The sequence below is a fragment of the Geodermatophilus sp. SYSU D00703 genome (assembly GCF_054050155.1).
The window spans coordinates 23,453-44,529 of sequence record NZ_JBJGYU010000027.1 but is presented as its reverse complement, the minus strand read 5'-3'; the positions used below and the strand labels follow the sequence as shown (position 1 = coordinate 44,529).

General features: G+C 74.4%; 19 protein-coding genes. 11 read left to right on the top strand and 8 right to left on the bottom strand.

All coding sequences use genetic code 11. The annotated features are described in order from the left end of the window. The 7 genes from ACI782_RS20265 to ACI782_RS20235 all read left to right on the top strand — a co-directional run bounded on the left by ACI782_RS20265 (position 1) and on the right by ACI782_RS20235 (position 8,560). Positions 1-876, top strand: a complete 876-nt coding sequence (locus ACI782_RS20265) for a transketolase (RefSeq protein ID WP_456911891.1) — start codon at positions 1-3, stop codon at positions 874-876. Then, the gene (locus ACI782_RS20260; RefSeq protein WP_456911890.1) at positions 873-1,916 is read left to right on the top strand and encodes a transketolase family protein; all 1,044 of its coding nucleotides are present in this window, start codon (positions 873-875) and stop codon (positions 1,914-1,916) included. The genes ACI782_RS20265 and ACI782_RS20260 overlap by 4 nt, the downstream gene beginning before the upstream one ends. 42 nt (positions 1,917-1,958) lie before the next feature. Continuing rightward, on the top strand, positions 1,959-2,720 hold the full coding sequence (locus ACI782_RS20255; RefSeq protein WP_456911889.1) for an SDR family NAD(P)-dependent oxidoreductase: 762 nt from the start codon (positions 1,959-1,961) through the stop codon (positions 2,718-2,720). Between the two features lie 121 nt (positions 2,721-2,841). Continuing rightward, complete coding sequence (locus ACI782_RS20250; RefSeq protein WP_456911888.1) at positions 2,842-6,228, top strand: pyruvate carboxylase; 3,387 nt, start codon at positions 2,842-2,844, stop codon at positions 6,226-6,228. A gap of 94 nt (positions 6,229-6,322) precedes the next feature. Continuing rightward, positions 6,323-7,309 (top strand): intradiol ring-cleavage dioxygenase, encoded by a 987-nt coding sequence (locus ACI782_RS20245; RefSeq protein ID WP_456911887.1) that lies wholly within the window; start codon positions 6,323-6,325, stop codon positions 7,307-7,309. Positions 7,310-7,385: 76 nt separating this feature from the next. Continuing rightward, positions 7,386-7,742, top strand: coding sequence for a thioredoxin family protein (locus ACI782_RS20240; RefSeq protein ID WP_456911886.1), 357 nt, complete (start codon positions 7,386-7,388; stop codon positions 7,740-7,742). 119 nt (positions 7,743-7,861) lie between these two features. Further along, complete coding sequence (locus ACI782_RS20235; RefSeq protein ID WP_456911885.1) at positions 7,862-8,560, top strand: HdeD family acid-resistance protein; 699 nt, start codon at positions 7,862-7,864, stop codon at positions 8,558-8,560. A 21-nt stretch (positions 8,561-8,581) separates the two neighbouring features. Here ACI782_RS20235 and ACI782_RS20230 read toward each other — a convergent pair whose 3' ends face one another. Beyond that, a complete protein-coding gene (locus tag ACI782_RS20230) occupies positions 8,582-9,061 on the bottom strand; it encodes a hypothetical protein (protein WP_456911884.1) in 480 nt (159 codons plus the stop codon). A gap of 196 nt (positions 9,062-9,257) precedes the next feature. On the opposite strand from ACI782_RS20230, the gene ACI782_RS20225 reads away from it, so the two are divergent. The 3 genes from ACI782_RS20225 (at position 9,258) to ACI782_RS20215 (ending at position 11,454) form a co-directional block, all read left to right on the top strand. Beyond that, the gene (locus tag ACI782_RS20225; protein WP_456911883.1) at positions 9,258-9,638 is read left to right on the top strand and encodes an STAS domain-containing protein; all 381 of its coding nucleotides are present in this window, start codon (positions 9,258-9,260) and stop codon (positions 9,636-9,638) included. 108 nt (positions 9,639-9,746) lie between these two features. Continuing rightward, positions 9,747-10,979 carry an MFS transporter gene (locus ACI782_RS20220; protein WP_456911882.1) on the top strand — a complete coding sequence of 411 codons (1,233 nt, stop codon included), beginning with the start codon at positions 9,747-9,749 and terminating at the stop codon, positions 10,977-10,979. A 46-nt stretch (positions 10,980-11,025) separates the two neighbouring features. Further along, the gene (locus ACI782_RS20215) at positions 11,026-11,454 is read left to right on the top strand and encodes a nuclear transport factor 2 family protein (protein ID WP_456911881.1); all 429 of its coding nucleotides are present in this window, start codon (positions 11,026-11,028) and stop codon (positions 11,452-11,454) included. A gap of 43 nt (positions 11,455-11,497) precedes the next feature. Here ACI782_RS20215 and ACI782_RS20210 read toward each other — a convergent pair whose 3' ends face one another. The 3 genes from ACI782_RS20210 to ACI782_RS20200 all read right to left on the bottom strand — a co-directional run bounded on the left by ACI782_RS20210 (position 11,498) and on the right by ACI782_RS20200 (position 15,496). After that, positions 11,498-13,162 carry an MDR family MFS transporter gene (locus ACI782_RS20210; protein ID WP_456911880.1) on the bottom strand — a complete coding sequence of 555 codons (1,665 nt, stop codon included), beginning with the start codon at positions 13,160-13,162 and terminating at the stop codon, positions 11,498-11,500. Then, a complete protein-coding gene (locus ACI782_RS20205; protein ID WP_456911879.1) occupies positions 13,159-13,797 on the bottom strand; it encodes a TetR/AcrR family transcriptional regulator in 639 nt (212 codons plus the stop codon). Before ACI782_RS20205 ends, ACI782_RS20210 begins: the two co-directional genes overlap by 4 nt. 67 nt (positions 13,798-13,864) lie before the next feature. Further along, a complete protein-coding gene (locus ACI782_RS20200) occupies positions 13,865-15,496 on the bottom strand; it encodes a glycoside hydrolase family 13 protein (RefSeq protein ID WP_456911878.1) in 1,632 nt (543 codons plus the stop codon). A gap of 234 nt (positions 15,497-15,730) precedes the next feature. On the opposite strand from ACI782_RS20200, the gene ACI782_RS20195 reads away from it, so the two are divergent. Then, entirely contained in the window at positions 15,731-15,946 is a 216-nt protein-coding gene (locus tag ACI782_RS20195; protein WP_456911877.1) for a hypothetical protein, read from the top strand. Positions 15,947-16,037: 91 nt separating this feature from the next. On the opposite strand, the gene ACI782_RS20190 is transcribed toward ACI782_RS20195, so the two are convergent. The 4 genes from ACI782_RS20190 to ACI782_RS20175 form a co-directional block, all read right to left on the bottom strand. Further along, positions 16,038-16,853, bottom strand: coding sequence for a succinate dehydrogenase/fumarate reductase iron-sulfur subunit (locus ACI782_RS20190; protein WP_456911876.1), 816 nt, complete (start codon positions 16,851-16,853; stop codon positions 16,038-16,040). Then, positions 16,850-18,646, bottom strand: coding sequence for a fumarate reductase/succinate dehydrogenase flavoprotein subunit (locus tag ACI782_RS20185; protein WP_456911875.1), 1,797 nt, complete (start codon positions 18,644-18,646; stop codon positions 16,850-16,852). The genes ACI782_RS20190 and ACI782_RS20185 overlap by 4 nt, the downstream gene beginning before the upstream one ends. Then, complete coding sequence (locus ACI782_RS20180; RefSeq protein WP_456911874.1) at positions 18,646-19,476, bottom strand: hypothetical protein; 831 nt, start codon at positions 19,474-19,476, stop codon at positions 18,646-18,648. The genes ACI782_RS20185 and ACI782_RS20180 overlap by 1 nt, the downstream gene beginning before the upstream one ends. Positions 19,477-19,654: 178 nt before the next feature. Further along, positions 19,655-21,061 (bottom strand): sensor histidine kinase, encoded by a 1,407-nt coding sequence (locus ACI782_RS20175; RefSeq protein ID WP_456911873.1) that lies wholly within the window; start codon positions 21,059-21,061, stop codon positions 19,655-19,657. Positions 21,062-21,077: the final 16 nt, after the last annotated feature.

The following is a 21,077-nucleotide window of genomic DNA, read 5'->3' as shown; positions in this document are numbered from 1 at the left end:
ATGACCTCGCTGACCACACCGCAGGCGGCCGGGACCACGGCCGACCGGGCGGAGCGGATCGACCGCATCCGCCAGGCCGCGTACCGCATCCGCCGCAACGCCCTCGACATGGGGGAGGTGCAGGGCCAGGGCTACATCGGCCAGGCGCTGGGCGTCGCCGACGTCCTCGCCGTCGTCTACACCGACCAGCTGCGGTACCGGCCCGAGGACCCGCACTGGGCCGACCGCGACCGCTTCCTGCTCTCCATCGGCCACTACGCCATCGCGCTGTACGCGGCGCTGGCCGAGGCCGGGACCATCCCGCTCGAGGAGCTGGAGACCTACGGCTCCGACGACTCCCGGCTGCCGATGTCGGGGATGGCCTCCTACACCCCCGGCATGGAGATCTCCGGCGGCTCGCTGGGCCACGGCCTGACGGTCGCCACCGGGATGGGCCTGGGGCTGCGCCGGCTCGGCAACCCCGCCCGGGTGTTCAACCTGCTCTCCGACGGCGAGCTGGACGAGGGCTCCACCTGGGAAGCCGCCATGGCCTGCGCCCACCACGGCCTCGACAACGTGACCGCGATCGTCGACGTCAACGCCCTGCAGGCCGACGGCCCCACGGCCGGCGTCCTGCGCACCGAGCCGGTCACCGACAAGTGGCGGGCCTTCGGCTGGCACGCCCTGCGCGTGGACGGCAACGACGTCGGCGCCCTCGTCGACGCCTTCGACGAGATCCGCGAGCACCGCGGCTCGCCGTCGGTGCTCATCTGCGACACCCGCATCGGGCGCGGGGTGCCGCTGCTCGAGAACCGGGAGAAGGCCCACTTCATGCGGGTCGAGGAGCACGAGTGGCAGATCGCCCGCGACCAGCTGCAGGAAGGACTGACCCGATGACCAGCACCGCCCCCCGCAAGAAGCTGACCACCTCGGCGATGATCGCCTCGTTCGCCGACCCGGGACAGCGCACCACCAGCGCCCCGTTCGGGCACGCGCTGAACCGGCTGGCCGAGGAGCGGCCCGAGATCGTCGGGCTGTCGGCCGACCTGGCCAAGTACACCGACATGCACGTGTTCCGCGACGCCCACCCGGACCGCTTCTTCCAGATGGGCATGGCCGAGCAGGCGATGCTCGGGGCGGCGGCCGGACTGGCCGAGGTCGGGCTGGTGCCGTTCGCCTCCACCTACTCGGTGTTCGCGACGCGGCGGGCCTACGACTTCCTCTGCCTGGACATCGCCGAGCCGGGCCTGAACGTCAACGTCGTCGGGGCCCTGCCCGGCCTGACGACGGGGTACGGCCCCAGCCACCAGGCCACCGAGGACCTCGCGATCCTCCGCGGCTGCCCGAACCTGACGATCGTCGACCCCTGCGACTCGGTGGACATCGAGCAGGCCGTGCCGGCCCTGGCCGCGGCACCGGGCCCCACCTACCTGCGGCTGCTCCGCGGCGCGGTGCCCACGGTGCTCGACGAGTACGACTACCGCTTCGAGCTGGGCAAGGCCGCCGAGCTGCGCACCGGCCGGGACGTCGTCCTCATCTCGACCGGCCTGATGACCATGCGGGCGCTCCAGGCGGCCGCCCGGCTCGAGGCCGACTCCGTCGACGTCGCCGTGCTGCACGTCCCGACCATCAAGCCGCTGGACACCGAGGCGATCCTGCGGGCGGCGCGGACGGACCGGCTCGTGGTCACCCTGGAGAACCACACCGTCGTCGGCGGGCTGGCCGAGTCGGTCGCCTCGACGCTGGCGTTCGCCGGCGTGGGCACCCGCATCGTCCCGATCGCCCTGCCCGACGAGTTCCTCGCCGCCGGCGCCCTGCCCACCCTGCACGACCGCTACGGCCTGTCCACCGACGCCGTCGTCGCGCGGGTCAAGGCCGAGCTGGGCGGCGGCACGCACGCCCCCTGGGCCGCCGACCCCACCCCGGCCACCGCCTGACCCCCACCCACCCCGCACACCCGGAAGACCCTGGAGGACCCCATGACCGTCTCCGACAAGACCGCCGTCGTCACCGGCGCCGGCTCCAAGCGCGGCATCGGCCGCGCCACCGCCCACGCCCTCGCCGCCGCCGGCTGGAACGTCGCCGTCCTCGACCTGGACGAGGCCAGCGCCAAGGACGCCGCGCACGAGGTCGCCGACCGCAACGGCGTGCAGGCCGTCGGGATCGGCTGCGACATCACCGAGGAGGCGTCGGTGGAGAACGCGCTGACCGTCCTGGACGGCGCGCTGCCCCCGGTCGGCGCCCTCGTCAACAACGCCGGCATCACCTCGCCCACGCCGTTCCTCGAGGTCACCGGGGCGGAGTGGGACCGCATCTTCGCCGTGAACGTGCGCGGTGCCTTCAACGTCACGCGGCGTCTGGCGCCCGGCATGGCCGAGCGCGGCTTCGGCCGGATCGTGTTCCTCTCCTCGGTGTCGGCCGAGCGCGGCGGCGGCGTCTTCGGCGGGGTGGCCTACTCCGCCGCCAAGGCCGCCGAGCTCGGCTTCACCCGGGCGCTCGCCCGCGAGCTGGGGCCCTCGGGGATCACGGTCAACGCCGTCGCGCCCGGGCTGATCGACACCGACATCACCGGCGGGGCGCTGGAGGGCGAGCGCAAGCAGCAGCTCGTCGCCGGGATCCCCGTGGGCCGCAACGGCCGGGTTTCCGACGTCGCCGACCTCATCACCTACCTGTGCCGCGAGGAGACCGGCTACGTCACCGGGGCCACCTACGACGTCAACGGCGGCTCCCACATCCACTGAGGAACGACGCGACCGGCGGCGGTGTCCCCGCGGACGCACGTGGGTGACACCGCCGCCCGGACGTGGTCGAGTAATCCGGTGTCCGCGCGCGGACCGCGGGACCCGTGACCGACGACAGGCTGTGAGGGGCGAGATGTTCGGCAAGGTGCTGGTGGCCAACCGCGGGGAGATCGCCGTCCGGGCGTTCCGCGCCGCCTACGAGCTCGGGATCGGCACGGTCGCGGTCTTCCCGTGGGAGGACCGCAACTCGGTCCACCGGCTCAAGGCCGACGAGAGCTACCAGATCGGCGAGATCGGGCACCCGGTGCGGGCCTACCTGTCGGTCGACGAGGTGGTCGCGGCGGCGCGGCGGGCCGGCGTGGACGCGGTGTACCCCGGCTACGGGTTCCTGTCGGAGAACCCGGAGCTGGCCGAGGCGTGCGCGGCGGCGGGGATCACCTTCGTCGGCCCGCCGGCCGACGTCCTGACGCTGACCGGCAACAAGGCGCGGGCGATCGCCGCGGCGCGGGAGGCGGGGCTGCCGGTGCTGGCCTCCACCGAGCCCAGCGCCGACCTGGACACCCTGCTGGCCGCCGCCGAGCAGCTGCCGTTCCCGGTGTTCGTCAAGGCCGTCGCCGGCGGCGGCGGGCGCGGCATGCGCCGGGTGGAGGACCCCGCCGAGCTGTCGTCGGCGGTGCAGGCGGCGATGCGGGAGGCGGAGTCGGCGTTCGGCGACCCGACGGTCTTCCTCGAGCAGGCGGTGGTCGACCCCCGCCACATCGAGGTGCAGATCCTCGCCGACGGCGCCGGGAACGTGGTCCACCTGTTCGAGCGGGACTGCTCGGTGCAGCGCCGACACCAGAAGGTGATCGAGCTGGCGCCGGCGCCGAACCTCGACCCCGCGCTGCGGGAGCGGATCTGCGCCGACGCGGTCGCCTTCGCCCGCCACATCGGCTACGTCAACGCCGGCACCGTGGAGTTCCTCCTCGACCGCTCCGGCCGGCACGTGTTCATCGAGATGAACCCGCGCATCCAGGTGGAGCACACGGTCACCGAGGAGGTCACCGACGTCGACCTGGTGCAGTCCCAGCTGCGGATCGCGGCGGGGGAGACCCTGGCCGACCTCGGGCTGGCGCAGGACACGATCGCGCTGCGCGGCGCGGCGCTGCAGTGCCGGATCACCACCGAGGACCCGGCCAACGGCTTCCGCCCCGACACCGGCCGGATCACCGCCTACCGCTCACCCGGTGGCGCCGGCATCCGGCTGGACGGCGGGGCGGCGCTGGGCGCGGAGGTGGAGGCCCACTTCGACTCGATGCTGGTCAAGCTGACCTGCCGCGGCCGCACGTTCGACATCGCCGTGGCCCGCGCCCGCCGCGCCGTGGCGGAGTTCCGCATCCGCGGGGTGGCCACCAACATCCCGTTCCTGCAGGCGGTGCTCGACGACGAGGACTTCCGCGCCGGCAGGGTGACGACGTCGTTCATCGAGCAGCGGCCCGAGCTGCTCACCGCGCGGTCCTCGGCCGACCGCGGCACGAAGCTGCTGACCTACCTGGCCGACGTCACGGTCAACCGGCCGCACGGGGAGCGGCCGCACCTGGTCGACCCGCTGGAGAAGCTGCCCCCGGTGGACCTGCGCGCGCCCGCGCCGGACGGGTCCCGCCAGCGGCTGCTGGAACTGGGCCCGGAGGGGTTCGCCGCCGACCTGCGCGCCCGGACCGCGCTGGCGGTCACCGACACCACCTTCCGCGATGCGCACCAGTCGCTGCTGGCCACCCGGGTGCGCACCAAGGACCTGCTCGCCGTCGCCGGCCACGTCGCCCGCACCGCGCCGCAGCTGTTCAGCCTGGAGTGCTGGGGCGGGGCGACCTACGACGTGGCGCTGCGGTTCCTGCACGAGGACCCGTGGGACCGGCTGGCCGCACTCCGCGAGGCGGTGCCCAACGTCTGCCTGCAGATGCTGCTGCGCGGCCGCAACACCGTCGGCTACACGCCCTACCCCGAGCAGGTCACCGATGCCTTCGTGGCCGAGGCGGCGACGACGGGCATCGACGTCTTCCGCGTGTTCGACGCGCTCAACGACGTCGGGCAGATGCGCCCGGCGATCGACGCGGTCCGCGAGACCGGGACCGCGGTCGCCGAGGTGGCGCTGTGCTACACCGGCGACCTCGCCGACCCGGGCGAGACGCTGTACACGCTGGACTACTACGTGCGGCTGGCCGAGCAGATCGTCGACGCCGGCGCGCACGTGCTGGCGATCAAGGACATGGCCGGCCTGCTCCGCCCGCCCGCGGCCGCCCGCCTGGTGACCGCGCTGCGCGAGCGCTTCGACCTCCCGGTCCACCTGCACACCCACGACACCGCCGGCGGGCAGCTGGCCACGCTGATGGCGGCGTGGCAGGCGGGGGTGGACGCCGTCGACGGCGCGGTCGCCTCGATGGCCGGGACGACGTCGCAGCCGCCGCTGTCGGCGATCGTGGCCGCCACCGACGCCACCGAGCGGGCCACCGGCCTGGACCTGCGGGCGGTCAACGACCTGGAGCCCTACTGGGAGGCGGTGCGGCGGGTCTACGCGCCGTTCGAGTCCGGCCTGCCGTCCCCGACCGGGCGGGTCTACACGCACGAGATCCCCGGCGGGCAGCTGTCCAACCTGCGCCAGCAGGCCATCGCCCTGGGCCTGGGGCAGCGGTTCGAGGAGGTCGAGGACGCCTACGCCGCGGCCGACCGGCTGCTGGGCCGGCTGGTCAAGGTCACCCCGAGCTCGAAGGTGGTCGGCGACCTGGCGCTGCAGCTGGTCGGCTCCGGGGTCACCGTCGACGACTTCGCCTCCGACCCGGGCAAGTACGACCTGCCCGACTCGGTGATCGGGTTCCTGCGCGGCGAGCTCGGCGACCCGCCCGGCGGCTGGCCCGAGCCGTTCCGCACCCGGGCGCTGGAGGGTCGGCGGGAGGCGCAGCCGCCCGCCGAGCTGACGCAGGAGGACGTCGACGGCCTGGCGAAGCAGCCGCGGGCGACGCTGAACCGGCTGCTGTTCCCCGGCCCGACGAAGGAGTACCTGGCGCACTCCGAGCAGTACGGCGACGTCTCGGTGCTGCCCACCAAGGAGTTCCTCTACGGCCTGCGCACCGGCACCGAGCACGCCGTCGACCTCGAACCCGGCGTCACCCTGCTGATGGGGGTCGAGGCGGTGTCCGACGCCGACGAGCGCGGGATGCGCACCGTCATGTGCACCCTCAACGGGCAGCTGCGGCCGGTCAGCGTGCGCGACCGGTCCATCGAGGCCGCGGTCAAGGCCGCCGAGAAGGCCGACCGCAGCGACCCCCGCCAGGTCGCCGCACCGTTCGCCGGAGTCGTCACGCTGCAGGTGAAGGAGGGGGACACCGTCGAGGCCGGGCAGGGCATCGCCACCATCGAGGCGATGAAGATGGAAGCGGCCATCACCGCCCCCCAGGCCGGCACCGTCACCCGCGTGGCCATCAGCGAGGTGCAGCAGGTCGAGGGCGGGGACCTGCTCGTCGTCCTGGGCTGAGGCGGGCCGGACCGGGACTCCCAGGGGGGTCCCAGGTCCGGCCCCGGTCGGGCGCCCAGCATCGCCGGTGACACGGCGAGAGGACGGAGAGCGCATGGCACCCGACCGGGGAGCGACGTACGAGGGGCGGTCCCTGCCGCGGCCGCAGGAGGAGCTGGTCGACCAGGGGCTCGGCTTCGACGTCGGCACGCTGCTGAGCCGGCGTCGGCTGCTGGCGCTGCTCGGCCTGGGGGCGACGGGGGTGGGGCTGGCCGCCTGCGGCGCGGGCGGCGGCGGCTCGTCCGCCTCCGGTACGTCGTCGGCGGGTGGGACGGCGTCGGCGGGCGAGATCCCCGAGGAAACGGCCGGCCCGTACCCGGGCGACGGGTCCAACGGGCCCGACGTGCTCGAGCAGAGCGGCATCGTCCGCAGCGACATCCGCTCCAGCTTCGGCGGGGCCACCGGGACCGCCGAGGGCGTGCCGATGACCCTGGAGCTGACCGTCACCGACCTCGCGGGCGGCGGCGTCCCCTTCGAGGGGGTGGCCGTCTACGTCTGGCACTGCACGCGCGAGGGCGGCTACTCGATGTACTCGGCCGGCGTCGAGGACCAGAACTTCCTGCGCGGCGTGCAGGTCGCCGACGCCGACGGGAAGGTCCGCTTCACGAGCATCTTCCCGGCCTGCTACAGCGGGCGGTGGCCGCACGTCCACTTCGAGGTCTACCCCGACCAGGCCTCCATCACCGATGCCACCACCGCGATCGCCACCTCTCAGGTGGCCCTGCCGCAGGACATCTGCGACACGGTGTACGCCCAGCCCGGCTACGAGGCCTCGGTGACCGACCTGGCCCGGGTGAGCCTGGCCGGCGACAACGTGTTCGGCGACGACGGCGGCGCGAGCCAGCTCGGCACGGCCACCGGGGACGTGGCCGGCGGGTACACCGTCACCCTCGCCGTCGGCGTGGACACCACCACGGCGCCGACCGGCGGGCAGCTCGGCGGGGACGGCGCCCCGTCCGGCGCCCCCGGCGGCACGCCGCCCTCCGGGGAGCCCGGCGGCGAGCCGCCGTCCGGCGGGCCGGGCGGGTCCCCGCCGCGCTGATCGACCAGGCCGCAGGACTCGCCGCCCGTCGCCCCGGGTACCGGGGCGACGGGCTCCCCGTTCCCCGGGAGGGACGATGACCACGGTCAGCCTCTCCGCCGCCGACTTCGGTGACGCCGTCAGCGCCGAGGGCATCGTGCTGGTCGACTTCCGCGCCTCCTGGTACCACCCCAGCCGCTCGTTCGCGCCGGTGTTCGCGGCCGCCTCCGAGCGGCACCCCGACCTGGTGTTCGCCACCGTCGACACCGAGGTCGAGCGGGAGCTGACCGCGGCGGTGGGCGTGCGGTCGGTACCGACGCTCATGGTCTTCCGCGACGGCGTCCTGGTGTACGCCGAGCCAGGCTCGCTGCCCGCCGACTCGGTGGACCTGCTCATCGCCACGGTCCGGGACCTCGACATGGCGGCGGTGCGGGAACAGTTCCCGCACGGGTGACCTCCGGCCGCGGTCGGTGACCTCCGGCCGTGGTCGCCCGCCGCGGAGAGGACGAGGCTCGCCGCCGTCGGACCACCGGCGCGCCGTCGCGCGTGCCGGGGCGAGGAGTGGGAGGAGCCATGGACGACGGAGGGCGCACGGGCCTGCAGGAACCCACGCGGCTGCTGCTGCGGGGGACGGCCCGCTACTGGTGGGTGATGCTGGTCGTCGGGGTGGCCTGGCTGCTCCTCGCGTGGGTCGTGCTGCGTGCCGACGTCGGGTCCATCGCGGCGGTCGGGGTTCTGCTCGGGATCGTGTTCGTGGCGGCGGGGGTGAACGAGGCCGCGCTGGCCGGCCTGGTGGCCGGCGGCTGGAAGGTCCTGCACTACGTGCTGGCGGTGCTGTTCGTCTTGGCGGGGCTGTGGGCCTTCATCCGGCCGATCAACACGTTCTTCGCGCTGGCGTCGGTGCTCGGCCTGGTGCTGCTGTTCGCCGGGACGTTCGACATCGTCCGCGGCGTCGCGTCCCGGGGGGAGACCCCCTACTGGTGGACCGGGCTGGTCAGCGGGGTGGCCCTGCTGCTGCTCGCGCTGTGGGTGTCCACCGACGACCCGTCGGACACCCTCGCGCGCCGCACCTTCCTGATCCTGTTCTGGGTCGGTGTCATGGCACTGTTCCGCGGCATCTCGTCGATCATGCTGGCCTTCACCCTGCGGCACGTGGGGCGGACACCGGCCGGCGAGGTCCCCGGCGGTCGGGACGGGGTCGACGTCGGCGACGTCGTCCCGCCGCAGGAGCGCCGCGCTCCGGCGCCGTCGCCGGAGGTGCCGCGGACCTGAGGGCCGGCGGCCGCCGGCGCGTCAGCGTCCGTCCAGCGTCAGGGTGAGGGTGCCGGTGCCGTCGCCGTGCTCGACGAACGTGCCGTCGCCGGCGGCCCCGCGGTGCTCGCCCGACCCGCCGGTCACCGCCAGGGTCTTCTCCGGCGGCGGCGCGTTCTCGAACGCGTAGGTGAGCGTGCCCTCGCCGTCGAGGGTCACCACCGCGGTGCAGTTGGCCAGCCCGGCGGGGTCGACGAGCACGCAGCTGCCGACCTCGTGCCCGACCTCGCGGCCGTCCTGCAGCAGCCGGTCGGAGAAGACGATGACGTCCGCGGCGGAGGGGCCGGGCTCGCCCAGGTCGGTGTAGCTGAACGGGCTCAGGACGACGTCGAAGACGAGCGCGACCTCGCCCCCTGGGTCGTGCCGCCCCTGGTCGGCACCGGCCGTGGCGCCCGGGACCAGCAGGGCGCAGGCGGCCAGGGCGGTGCCGAGGACGGCGAGGCGGAGGCGGCGTCGGGTCATCGGGGACTCCTCGGGGCGGGGGCGGGCCGGGCCGACTCTTCGCCGGGCGCCCCGCCGTCGGCAGAGCCCTCCGCCCCTGGTCGGAACGACGTCGTTCCGATACAGTCGGTCCGGGTTGAGACCGCAGCCCAGGCAGTCCGCGAGTGGGCGTGCCCGTCCCGCCGACGGGCACGCCCACTCGCCCGCCGAGGTGATGATGCCCGCCCAGTCCTCCTCCCCGGCCGGTCCCGCCGTCCCCGGGCCGCCCTTCCTCGTCCGGGTCGACCGGGTCGGCGGCCGTGCCGTGCTGTCCGGCCGGCTCGACCGCCGGACCGCCCACCTGCTGTCCGACGCGGTGTCGGCGCTGCTCGCCGGGGACTGCCCGCACTGGACCGTCGACGCCGCCGCGCTCGCGGTGGCCGACCACGCGGCCCTGCGAGCGATCGGCGCCGCCTACCGCCGGGCGATCCGGCACGGGCGGCGGCTGACGATCCGCGGCACCTCGCCCGCGCTGCACGCGGCGCTGACCCGGCTGCGGCTGGACCACCACGTGCTCGATCCGGGGGACCCGGCGAGACCGGTGCCCGTACCGGCCTGAGGGCCGGTACGGGGACCGTGGCGGTCAGCCGTCCTCGCGGTCGGGCTCTCCAGGCGGGACGAGCGGGCCGTCGCGCGGTGTCCCCGGTCACAGGCGCAGAGTCGGGACGTGGACCCGCGACCGCCCGACCAGCCGGGGCACCGGGCCGGCGAGCGGGGGTTCCGCCGCGCGTCACTGGCCATCTTCCTGGCGGGGATCGCGGTGTTCGCGATGCTCTACCTGCCGCAGGTCCTGCTGCCCGAGCTCGCGCGGTCCTTCGACATCTCGCCTGCCGCCTCGACGCTGGCGGTCTCGGTCGCGACCGCCGGCCTGGCCGCCGGGTTGCTGGTCCTCGGCCCGCTGTCCGACCGGCGCGGACGGACGGCGATCCTGCACGGCAGCCTGGCCGCCGCGGCGGTCCTGGCGGCCCTGGCCGCCGCGGCGCCGTCCTGGCCGGTGCTCCTGGTGCTGCGCGGGCTGCAGGGCTTCGCGCTGGCCGGGCTGCCCGCCGTCGCGGCGGCCTACCTGCGGGAGGAGCTGGACGCCTCGGTCAGCGCGCGGGCGATCGGCCTGTTCGTCAGCGGCAACGCGATCGGCGGGCTGACCGGCCGGCTGCTCGGCGGGCTGCTGGTCGACCTGGGCGGCTGGCGGGCGGCGGCCGGGGGGATCGCGGCGCTGGGCGTGGGCTGCGCGGTCGCCGTCCGGCTGCTGCTGCCGCCGTCCCGCCGCTTCGTGCGGGTGCCGCGGTCGGTGCCGCTGCTGCGGCAGCTGGTCGCCGGCGTCACCGACCCGGTCCTGCTCGGGCTCTACGGGCTCGCCGCGCTGCTCATGGGCTCGTTCGTGGCCGTGTACAACGCCGCCACCTTCCGGCTGGAGTCCCCGCCGTACGGGCTGGCGCCCGCGGTGGCCGGCCTGGTCTTCCTGGCCTACCTGCTCGGGTCGGTGAGCTCCGCGGTCGGCGGTGAGCTGGCCGGGCGGTTCGGACGGCGGCCGGTCGTCCCGGTGGCGGTGGCGGTCATGGCCGGCGGGGTGGTGCTGACGCTGACCGCGCCACTGGCGTGGTTCGTCGTCGGGCTGTGCGTGCTCACCGTCGGCTTCTTCGCCGCGCACGGCGTGGCCAGCGGCTGGGTGGCGCTGCGGGCGGCCTCGGGCGGTCGCGCGGTCGGGCAGGCGGCGTCGCTGTACTCGTTCTGGTACTACGTCGGCTCGTCGGTGGGCGGCACGCTGGCGGGGCTGGCCTGGGACGGCGGGCGCTGGCCGGCCGTGGTGCTGCTCGCCGGGGGCCTGACCGTCGCCGCGCTCGTGCTCTCCGTCGTCCTGGGCCGCAGCGCCAGCCTGCTGCCCGACCCGGGTCCCCGCTGAGGAAGGACCCTGGTGCGGGGCCCGGGCACGCGGCCAGCCTGGCCGCATGGCCTTCGACGTCGAGCGGTTGCTGCGGCTGTGGACCGACCCGCTGCCGGACGACGGTGCCGCGGTCGCGGCCTTCCGTGAGCTCTACGCCGACCCGGTGCGGGTCAACGGGACGCCGATCGCCGCGTCCGACCTCGTCGCCCGGGCCCGCGCGGTGCAGAGCGTCTTCGAGCGGCTGGAGCGGGAGGTGGTGGCGGTCGTGGACGGCGGCGAGCAGGTCGCCGTCGCCTTCCGGATGCGCGGCCGCCAGGTGGGGCCGTGGACGACGACCGCGGGCCCGCTGGAGCCGACCGGCCGCGAGCTGGTGCTCCGCGTGATCGACGTGCTCACGCTCTCCGACGGCCGGATCACCGACATCGTCATGGTGGCCGACGAGCTCGGGGCGCTGACCGCGCTGGACGCCGTCCGGTTGGTGCCGCCGTCCTGACGGCCCCGGCGCCGGGGAGGGTTCCCGGCGCCGGAGCCGGCGGTCAGCTCGGGACCGCGGTGGACTCCTCCTCGTCGGCGGCGCGCCGGTCGGTCAGGCCCTCCGCCGGCTCGTCGGCGGAGCGGTCGGGCCCGCGCAGCGACGGGTCCTCGACGGCCTCACCGCGGGCCACCATTCCGGCGACGTCGGACAGCGGGATCTCCTTGAGCAGGAGCGCCAGCACCAGCGCGATGGCGAACGCCGGCAGCAGGTAGGCGAACACGGGGGCGAGCGCGTCGGCGTAGGAGTCGACGATCGCGGTGCGCAGCGGCTCGCCGGCGGCCTGCACCGCCCGCGGCACCAGGCTGTCGGGCGAGGTGATGCCCGCCGCGACCGCCTGCTCGGCGTTGGCCTGCAGCGCGCCGCCGAGGTTCTCGGCCAGGCGGCTGGTGAAGATCGTCCCGAAGATCGCCACGCCGAGGGTGGCCCCGACCTCGCGGAAGTAGTTGTTGGTGGCGGTGGCCGAGCCGAGGTCCGACGGCGGCACGGCGTTCTGCGCCACCAGCACCACGATCTGCATGATCAGGCCGAGGCCCAGGCCGATGACGAACAGCATCGTGCAGATGGTGAACAGCGAGGTCTCGCCGGAGAGGCTGGTCATCCACACCATCGCCGCGGCCACGACGAGCACGCCGGCGATCGGGAAGACCTTGTAGCGGCCGGTCTTCGTCGTGGCGATGCCCGAGCCGATGACCGTGATGAACAGGCCGCCCATCATCGGCAGCATCAGCAGGCCGGAGTTGGCCGCCGAGGTCCCCGACGCCATCTGCAGGAAGGTCGGCATGAAGGCGATCGCCGAGAACATGCCCAGGCCGACGGCGGCGCCGAGCGCCGTGGTGACCACGAAGGTGCCGTTGCGGAACAGCGACATCGGGATGATCGGCTGCACGGCCCGGTGCTCGACGAGCACGAAGAGGAGCGCCGAGACGACGAAGGCGGCCATCAGCGCCAGCGTCCACGGGTCGGTCCAGCCCCAGTCGCCGCCGGAGTCGGTGAAGAAGACCAGCGAGGTCGTCGCGGCCGACAGGGTGACGATGCCGGCGTAGTCGACCGGCTCGGTGTTCCTCTTCCGCGGCAGGCTCAGCGCGAACCAGCCGATGAGCAGCGCGGCGACGCCGACGGGCACGTTGATCCAGAAGCACCACTGCCAGCCCAGGCTCGGCGAGTCGGTCAGCCAGCCGCCCACCAGCGGCCCGGCGACGGCGGAGAGGCCGAAGACGGCGCCCAGCGGGCCCATGTACTTGCCGCGCTCCCGGGCCGGGACGACGTCGGCGATGATCGCCTGCGACAGGATCATCATCCCGCCGCCGCCGAGGCCCTGGACCCCGCGCCAGATCACGAACCAGGTGAAGTCCGGCGACAGCGCCGCCCCCACGCTGGCCACGGTGAACAGGCCGATGGCGAGGAGGAACAGGGCGCGCCGGCCCCACAGGTCGCCGAACTTGCCGTAGATCGGCATGACCAGGGTGCTGGCCAGCAGGTAGGCGGTGGTCACCCAGGCCATGTGCGGGACGCCGCCGAGGTCGCCGACGATGGTGGGCATCGCGGTGGAGACGATCGTCTGGTCGAGGCTCGAGACGAGCATCCCGGCGACCAGCGCCGAGAAGATGAGGTTGATCCGGCGCCGGGTCAGGACGATCGGTGCCGAGTCGGTGGTCGGGGGGGTCAACGTGCTCCCTGCTCCGGTGGGGGTGCCGAGTCCGTCGGCGCGGTGTGCAGGGCGGCGAGGAAGGCGGTCCTCGTCGCCTGGAGTGCGTCGTGCAGCGGGGTGCCGTCGTCGGCCTCGAACCAGGCGCGGGCCGCCGTCCGCACGAGGGCCTGGGCGGCCGCGGCCACGGCCGTGCAGCCGGTGTCGGGGGCGGCCAGTCCGCGCCGGGCGGCCAGCAGGCCGGCGATCTCCTGCTCGTGGGACACCTCGCGCGCCAGGTGGGCGGCCAGCAGCCGCGGCTCCCGCTCGGCGAGGGCGATCGCCGTCTGCAGGCCGGCCCGGCCCACCTCGTCGAACTGCGGCGTCGGGTCCAGCAGCTCCAGGAGGTCGGCGAGCAGGTCGCCGGTGGGGCCGCCCGCGACGAACGCCGTCCGGCCCTGCGGCGTCCCGACCTGCGGCTGCGGGCCGAGGACGGCCTGCTCCTTCGACTCGAAGTAGTTGAAGAAGGTGCGCAGGGACACGCCGGCGCGGCCGCAGACCTGCTCGACGGTCACGCCGTCCAGGCCGTGGGCGAGCACCAGCTCCTGTGCCGCCTCGGTCAGCCGGCGCCGGGTGTCGGCCTTCTTGCGCTCCCGCAGACCGCCCTCTTCGTGCACACCGTGCAGCTTTGCACGTCGTGCACGAAGATGCGTGGACCTGTGGGCGAGCCCACAGGTGTCCGGGTCAGTCCTCCAGGACCCAGACCGCGCTGTTCGGCGGCAGGACGACGCTGTCGCCGGACTGCCGGACGCGGGTGGTGGAGGCCAGCAGCACCGTGCCGGGGCAGGCCGTGAGCGTCGTCTCGGTGCCCATGTTGACCACGCACCGCACGGTCTCGTCCGACCCGGTGCTGCGCACGGTCAGGACGTCGCCCTGCGTGGTGACCGTCGTGGCACCGGATCCGAACGCCGGGTGGGCCCTGCGCAGGGCCAGGGCCCGCCGGTGCAGCGTGAGCGCCGAGCCGCCCTGGCCGGCCTGCAGCGACACCGCGTACCGGCGCCAGTCCCGGGGGATCGGCAGCCACGGCTCGACGGTGGGGGAGGCGGAGAACCCGACCCCGGGGGCGGGGTTCCACGGCATGGGGACGCGGCAGCCGTCCCGACCGGCCCGGGACCCGCCGCTGCGGAAGAAGATCGGGTCGCGCTTCGCCTCGTCCGGGACGACGGCCTGCGGCAGGCCGAGCTCGTCGCCGGCGTAGAGGTAGGCCGACCCCGGCAGGGCCAGCAGCAGCAGGGCCGCCGCGCGGGCGCGGGCCCGGCCGACGGTCCCGCCGCCGAAGCGGGTGACCTGGCGGTCCTTGTCGTGGTTGCCCAGCACCCAGGAGACCGGGGCGCCGACCGCGCCGAACGCGTCCAGCGCGGAGGTGATCGCGTCGGCGAAGGAGGCGGTGTCCCACGGCGACTTGAGCAGCCGGAACGACAGGGACTGGTGCATCTCGTCGGGCCGCGAGTAGAGCGCCACCTGCTCGAGGTCGGCCAGGCACACCTCACCGACGAGCATGGTCTCCGGGTACTCGTCGCAGACCGCCCGCCAGCGCCGCCAGACGTCGTGGACCTCGGGCTGGTTCCACGTCATGGCCTGCTCGGGGCCGTGGCCGAAGAGGGTGGGGGAGTAGGCGCCCGGGTTGTCGCGCAGCTGCGCGTCCTTGAACAGGCCGTAGGCGACGTCCACCCGGAAGCCGCTCACGCCGCGGTCCAGCCAGAACCGCAGCGTCTCCTCGAAGTCGGCGGCGACGGCGGGGTCGCGCCAGTTGAGGTCGGGCTGCTCGGGGGCGAACAGGTGCAGGTACCAGCGGCCGTCGGGGGTGCGCGACCACGCCGGCCCGCCGAACAGCGACTGCCAGTTGTTCGGCGGCTCCTCCGACGGCGGCGCGAAGTGGTAGCGGCCGGCCTCGGGGCAGTCCGGGTCGGTGAGCGCGGCCTGGAACCACGGGTGCCGGTCGGAGGTGTGGTTGGGGACGACGTCGAGCACGACCCGCAGCCCCAGCCGGCGGGCGTCGGCCACCACCGCCTCGAGGTCGGAGACGTCGCCGTAGTCGGGGTCCACCGCCCGGTAGTCGACGACGTCGTAGCCGCCGTCCGCGCCCCCGGAGGGGTAGTGCGGGTTGATCCAGACCGCGTCCACGCCGAGCCAGGCGAGGTAGGGCAGCCGCTGCCGCAGGCCGCGCAGGTCGCCGATGCCGTCGCCGTCGCTGTCGGCGAACGAGCGCAGGTACACCTGGTAGACGACCGCGTCCCGCCACCAGGGGGCGGGAGCCGATGCGGGCGCGACCCGACGCTGGGTCGCGGTGCTCGCGAGCGAGAGGCGGCGTGCCATGCCGCCACTATCGGCGGGACGTGACCCTCCGCTGTGTGACGCATCCCACGAACTACTCGGAAGGGTTGGTCAGATACCGCCAACCGTGCAGGTGGGGTGTGACGCCCGTGACGGGAGGGGTCGACCGTTCGGGAGAAGGGTGGTCAGCCGGGTCATCCGGGAGGGTGTGCCGGCCCCCGGCCGGCCGGGTAGGACGCGGTCGGCCGGTCAGGCACGCACGCGACGGAGGCGACCATGGACCCCGACCCACGGCCCGGTGAGGACGACGTCGACCGCGACGACGCCACGGCGCGGACGCGGGCGGAGGGCGGTGGGGACAGCGACGCCCCCGACGCCGGGAGCACGACGGGCACCGGCGAGACCGGTGGCTTCGTCGGGCGCGTGGCCGGCGGCGACGACCCCGGGGACGCCGGCGAGAGCGGCGCGGAGCGCCGGGCGGCCGGCCGGTAGCACGACCGACGGCCCCGGTGCAGGGGCCCGCCGCGGCCCCGCCCCGAGGCTCGCCCCGAGCGTGCGAGGGGTGAGGAGGCGGTCCTTCCCCTCACTCCCGCGGGCGTCGCCGGATCCGCGACCCCAGCCAGGTGAGCGGGTCGTACTTGCGGTCCACCACGCGCTCCTTGAGCGGGATGATCCCGTTGTCGGTGAGGTGGATGCCCTCGGGGCAGACCTCGCTGCAGCACTTGGTGATGTTGCAGTAGCCGAGGCCGAACTCCTCCTGGGCGGCGTCCCGGCGGTCGCGCTCGTCGAGCGGGTGCATGTCGAGCTCGGCCAGCCGGATGAGGAACCGTGGCCCGGCGAAGGCCCGTTTGTTCTCCTCGTGGTCCCGGATGACGTGGCAGGTGTCCTGGCACAGCCAGCACTCGATGCACTTGCGGAACTCCTGCGGGCGCTCGACGTCCACCTGCTGCATGCGGTGGTTGCCGTCGGGGTCGCGGGGGCGGGGGGTGAACGCCGGGATCTGCGCGGCCTTCTCGTAGTTGTAGGACACGTCGGTGACCAGGTCGCGGATCACCGGGAAGGTGCGCAGCGGGGTGACGGTGACCGTCTCGTCCTCGGCGAAGGTGCTCATCCGGGTCAGGCACATCAGCCGCGGGCGGCCGTTGACCTCCGCGCTGCAGGACCCGCACTTGCCGGCCTTGCAGTTCCAGCGGACGGCGAGGTCCCCGGCCTGGGTGGCCTGGAGCCGGTGGATGACGTCGAGGACCACCTCGCCCTCGTTGACCAGCACCGTGAAGGTCTGCAGCTCCCCGCCGGAGGCGTCCCCGCGCCAGACCCGGAAGGTGGCGTCGTAGCCGCCGCTGCGTTCACCCCCGCCGCCGTCGTCCGCGCCGATGCTCGGCTCGCCGGCCTCTGTCACGGCTGCTCCTCGAAGATCTCGGCGAGCTCCGGTGGCATCTCCGGCAGCGCCTGGCGGGTGACGGCCACCCCGCCGTCCGGAGTCCGGGTGCAGATGAGGTTGGTCCGCGCCCAGTCGGCGTCGGCGGCGGGGAAGTCGTCGCGGGTGTGCCCGCCGCGGCTCTCCTCGCGCTCCAGCGCCGCCCGCGCGATGCACTCGCTGACCAGCAGCATGTGCGGCAGGTCCAGGGCGATGTGCCAGCCCGGGTTGTACTGGCGGTGGCCCTCGACGGAGAGCGCGGCCACCCGCTGCTTGAGGGCCTCGATCCGCTCCAGCGCCCGCTCCATCTCCGGGGCGGTGCGGATGATGCCGACCAGGTCGTGCATCGTCTGCTGCAGCTCCTGCTGCACCGTGTAGGCGTTCTCGCCACCCTCCCGCTCGAACGGCGCCAGCGCCGCGGTGGCCGCGTCGGCGAGCGCCGCGTCGGCCAGCGCGACCAGGCCGGCCCGCTTGTGCGCGTGCTCGGCGGCGGCCACCCCGGCGCGCCGGCCGAACACCAGCAGGTCCGACAGCGAGTTGCCGCCGAGCCGGTTGGAGCCGTGCATGCCGCCGGCGACCTCCCCGGCCGCGAACAGCCCCGGGACCCGCGCGGCCGCGGTGTCGGGGTCGACCTCCACCCCGCCCATCACGTAGTGGCAGGTGGGCCCGACCTCCATCGCCTCGGCGGTGATGTCGACGTCGGCCAGCTCCTTGAACTGGTGGTACATCGACGGCAGCCGCCGGCGGATGTAGTCGGCGGAGCGGCGCGAGGCGATGTCGAGGAAGACGCCGCCGTGCGGGGACCCGCGGCCGGCCTTGACCTCGCTGTTGATCGCGCGGGCCACCTCGTCGCGGGGCAGCAGTTCGGGCGGGCGGCGGTTGTTCTTCTTGTCGTCGTACCAGCGGTCGGCCTCGTCCTCGGTCTCCGCCGTCTCCTTGCGGAAGAAGTCGGGGATGTAGTCGAACATGAAGCGGTTGCCCGAGGAGTTCTTCAGGACGCCGCCGTCGCCGCGGACGCTCTCGGTGACCAGGATCCCGCGCACCGACGGCGGCCAGACCATCCCCGTCGGGTGGAACTGGACGAACTCCATGTTGACCAGCGAGGCGCCGGCCTGCAGGGCCAGGGAGTGGCCGTCGCCGGTGTACTCCCAGGAGTTCGAGGTCACCTTGTAGGCCTTGCCGATCCCGCCGGTGGCGAGCACGACCGAGGGTGCCTGCCAGGCGACGAAGCGGCCGGACTCCCGCCAGTAGCCGAAGGCGCCGGTGACCCCCTCCGCGTCGGTGAGCAGCCGGGTGACCGTGGATTCCATGAAGACGTCGATGCCGAGGGCGACGGTGCGCTGCTGCAGGGTGCGGATCAGCTCCAGGCCGGTGCGGTCGCCGACGTGCGCCAGGCGCGCGTACCGGTGGCCGCCGAAGTCGCGCTGGCTGATCAGCCCGTCGGGGGTGCGGTCGAACAGCGCGCCCCAGTCCTCGAGCTCGTGCACCCGGTCGGGGGCCTCCTGCGCGTGCAGCTGGGCCATGCGCCAGTGGTTGAGCATCTTCCCGCCGCGCATGGTGTCCCGGAAGTGCACCCGCCAGTTGTCGTCGGGCCAGGCGTTGCCCATGGCCGCGGCGATGCCGCCCTCGGCCATCACCGTGTGCGCCTTGCCCAGCAGGGACTTGCAGACGACGGCGGTCCGCGCGCCCTCCTCGTGGGCGGCGATGGCGGCCCGCAGCCCGGCCCCGCCGGCGCCCACGACGACGACGTCGTAGTCGTGCCTCTCGAGCTCCATCAGAAGAACCTCAGATCCGAGATCGTGCCGGTGGCCAGGAGGAAGACGTAGAAGTCGGCGAAGGCCACGCCGAACAGCGAGATCCACGCGTACTTCATGTGGCTGCCGTTGAGCCGCGAGACGAGCGTCCAGGCGCGGTACCGCAGCGGGTGCCGGGAGAAGGAGTTGAGCCGGCCGCCCACGACGTGCCGGCACGAGTGGCAGGACAGCGAGTACAGCCACAGCAGGGCGGCGTTGGCCAGCAGCACGAGTGTGCCGAGGCCCATGTGCCCCCACGCGCCGGTCTCGTCCCGGAAGGCCAGGACGGCGTCGTAGGTCAGGACGACGTTGAACAGCAGGCCCAGGTAGAAGAAGTACCGGTGCACGTTCTGCGCGATGAGCGGGAACCGGGTCTCGCCGGTGTAGCGCCGGTGCGGCTCGGCGACCGCGCAGGCCGGCGGGGAGAGCCAGAACGAGCGGTAGTAGGCCTTCCGGTAGTAGTAGCAGGTCAGCCGGAAGCCCAGCGGGACGACGAGGATGTAGATCGCCGGCGAGATCCACGACGGCCCGGTGAACAGCTCGGGGAACGTCTCGCCCTCGCAGCCGGTGGTGATGCACGGCGAGTAGAAGGGCGAGATGTAGGGCTCGCTGAAGTAGTACGCGTTCTGGAACGCGCGGAAGGTCGAGTAGACGACGAACAGCACCAGCGCGACGACGGTGATCGCCGGCTGCACCCACCAGCGGTCGGTGCGCAGCGTGCGGGCCTGGATCGCCGCGCGGCGGGGAGCCGGCCCGCCGTTGCCGTTCCCCGGGCTCACCGCCCCGGTGCCGCGGGGCGCGGTGGCGGTCACGGCGCCGTGCGGTCCGACCCGGTGCCCGCCCGCGCGGCGGCGCGCCTGCGCTCCCCGACCTCGATCAACTCCAGGGACATCGCTGCCTCCAGGTGCCGGTGGCCCGCCGGCGCGGCGGTGGAGCGCAGTCGACCACGGACGCGCGGCGCTGGGAAGGGCTTCGCCGGTGCCGGTCGCGTCAGCGCGCCGCTGCGGCGCGGGGCAGCCGGACCCGGACCACCGTCTCCCCGGGGCGGACGTCGATGGCGATGTCGCCGTGGTGGCGCTCGACGATGCGGCGGCTGACGTCGAGACCGAGGCCGACGCCCTGGCCGACGTCCTTGGTCGTGAAGAAGGGGTCGAACGCGTGCCGCTGGACCTCCGGTGACATCCCGGGGCCGGTGTCACCGACCTCGACGACCACCCCGCCGTCCCGGTCGGCACAGGTGGAGACGCGGATCGTCCCGCGGCCGGCGACGGCGTCGAGGGCGTTGTCGAGCAGGTGGGTCCAGACCTGGTTGAGCTCCGCGGCCCGCGCCTCGATCGCGGGCACGTCGGCGGCGTGGTCCCGCACGACCGTGACCCCCGCGGGGATGCGGTGGGCCAGCATCGCCAGGGTGCTCTCCAGGCCCTCGACGACGTCGGTCCGTTGCAGCGAGGCGCGGTCCATCTGGGAGTAGGACTTCACCGCCCCCACCAGGTCGCAGATCCGCCGGGTGGACTCCTCCACCTCGCCGAGGAGGCCGGCCGTGGACAGCGTGCCGGCCACCCACGCCAACCCTGCCTCCAGCGGAGCACCGGGGAGGACCTCGGCCACGCGTTCGCACCAGGGGACGTCGGCTCCGGCCGCGGCGAGCACCGGGGCCAGCTCCCAGGCCCGGTCGACGGCGTGCGCCGACAGCCAGTCGGCCAGGGCCTCCTCGTGGTCGGCGACGACCACCGGGTCGGCGGCCGGCGTCCGGGAGGCGAGTTCGCCGCGCAGCCGGTCCAGCGCGGCGAACCGGTCTCCGGTGACGGAGGCGGCGGCCAGCCGGCGCAGCGCGGTCAGCACGTCGTCGAAGGCCGTCCCGAGGTCGTCGACCGCGCGGGACGCCGCGGCGGCGGGGTTGTTGATCTCGTGTGCGAGGCCGGCCGCGAGCGTGCCCAGGGCGATCAGGGCCTCCTTCTCCCGCGTGATCGACTCGAAGGTGCGGGCGGTCCGGAACAGCCCCTCGATGAGGTGCACCCCGACGGGGAACCAGGTGGTGGCCCACGCGCGCAGGGCCTCGAACGGCACCCGGAGGACGCGGCCCTCGCTCGAGGCGCGCCCGGTCGCCAGGTAGGCCCCGTGCTCGTCCCACGCCCGGAACCCACCGGCCCAGCGGCCGGGCACGTCCATCGTCCCGAGCAGGGTCTCCTCGCGACCGACGTGGCGGACGAGGTCGAGGCTGCCCTCGAGGAGGACCCACCAGTACTCGGCGGGCCGGCCCTCGCCGAACAGCTCCTCGCCGGGGTGGAAGCGCCGCACCTCGGCGACCTCGGCGAGTTCGTGCAGCTGCGCGTCGCCGGTCCCGTCGAACAGGCCGAGCCGGCGCGGGTCAGAGACGTCGGCGGGGTGGAGGGTCACGGGCGGCACCTCCTCG

What these genes read in the sequence shown, in the direction of transcription:
- ACI782_RS20265 (WP_456911891.1), top strand. Translation starts at nt 1, where the DNA reads ATGACCTCGCTGACCACACCGCAGGCGGCCGGGACCACGGCCGACCGG.
- ACI782_RS20260 (WP_456911890.1), top strand. Translation starts at nt 873, where the DNA reads ATGACCAGCACCGCCCCCCGCAAGAAGCTGACCACCTCGGCGATGATC.
- ACI782_RS20255 (WP_456911889.1), top strand. Translation starts at nt 1,959, where the DNA reads ATGACCGTCTCCGACAAGACCGCCGTCGTCACCGGCGCCGGCTCCAAG.
- ACI782_RS20245 (WP_456911887.1), top strand. Translation starts at nt 6,323, where the DNA reads ATGGCACCCGACCGGGGAGCGACGTACGAGGGGCGGTCCCTGCCGCGG.
- ACI782_RS20240 (WP_456911886.1), top strand. Translation starts at nt 7,386, where the DNA reads ATGACCACGGTCAGCCTCTCCGCCGCCGACTTCGGTGACGCCGTCAGC.
- ACI782_RS20235 (WP_456911885.1), top strand. Translation starts at nt 7,862, where the DNA reads ATGGACGACGGAGGGCGCACGGGCCTGCAGGAACCCACGCGGCTGCTG.
- ACI782_RS20230 (WP_456911884.1), bottom strand. Translation starts at nt 9,061, where the DNA reads ATGACCCGACGCCGCCTCCGCCTCGCCGTCCTCGGCACCGCCCTGGCC.
- ACI782_RS20225 (WP_456911883.1), top strand. Translation starts at nt 9,258, where the DNA reads ATGCCCGCCCAGTCCTCCTCCCCGGCCGGTCCCGCCGTCCCCGGGCCG.
- ACI782_RS20215 (WP_456911881.1), top strand. Translation starts at nt 11,026, where the DNA reads ATGGCCTTCGACGTCGAGCGGTTGCTGCGGCTGTGGACCGACCCGCTG.
- ACI782_RS20200 (WP_456911878.1), bottom strand. Translation starts at nt 15,496, where the DNA reads ATGGCACGCCGCCTCTCGCTCGCGAGCACCGCGACCCAGCGTCGGGTC.
- ACI782_RS20195 (WP_456911877.1), top strand. Translation starts at nt 15,731, where the DNA reads ATGGACCCCGACCCACGGCCCGGTGAGGACGACGTCGACCGCGACGAC.
- ACI782_RS20185 (WP_456911875.1), bottom strand. Translation starts at nt 18,646, where the DNA reads ATGGAGCTCGAGAGGCACGACTACGACGTCGTCGTCGTGGGCGCCGGC.